The organism is Arsenicibacter rosenii, assembly GCF_001870735.1.
Taxonomy (GTDB): Bacteria; Bacteroidota; Bacteroidia; order Cytophagales; family Spirosomataceae; genus Arsenicibacter; species Arsenicibacter rosenii.
On the sequence record NZ_MORL01000290.1, the window covers coordinates 1 to 404 of the forward strand.

Sequence of the window (404 nt, forward strand, 5' to 3'; positions counted from 1 at the left end):
AATCCGTATACCCATACTGCCGGAGTGCTTCGTCTAAAGCAGGCAAATGCTTGGCCGGAACATCCTTCTGGTTGGTCAGTGCCTTGTGTAGGGTTTTGGCGGGAATACCGGCCTCTTTTTCTATCTGAGACAGGTTAATGGCTGGTTTGGTTTTCAGAAACCGGATGAGCTTGTCCTGCGTGATCATACTGCTTTGCTGGGGATAAATTTATATCCTCAGCAAAGGTAAAAAGAACTTTTTTTATCCANAAAAAGGTTCTGACTCTTCTGTGTCATCTGGCTGTATGTGTACCGGACTGATTTCTTTTTCAACCCAGCTGTTTCCTTTTCGCTCCACATGAATACCTTTTATCTGAAGGCACCAATTCACAAAAAGAGAGTCCTCGGTTTCTCCCTTTTCTTCA

Annotated in this window: 1 pseudogene; it reads right to left on the bottom strand. The window is 44.2% G+C overall.

The window, feature by feature from the left end:
• Positions 1–187, bottom strand: a pseudogene (locus BLX24_RS31305) (ParA family protein); the annotation flags it as partial.
• Positions 188–404: the final 217 nt, after the last annotated feature.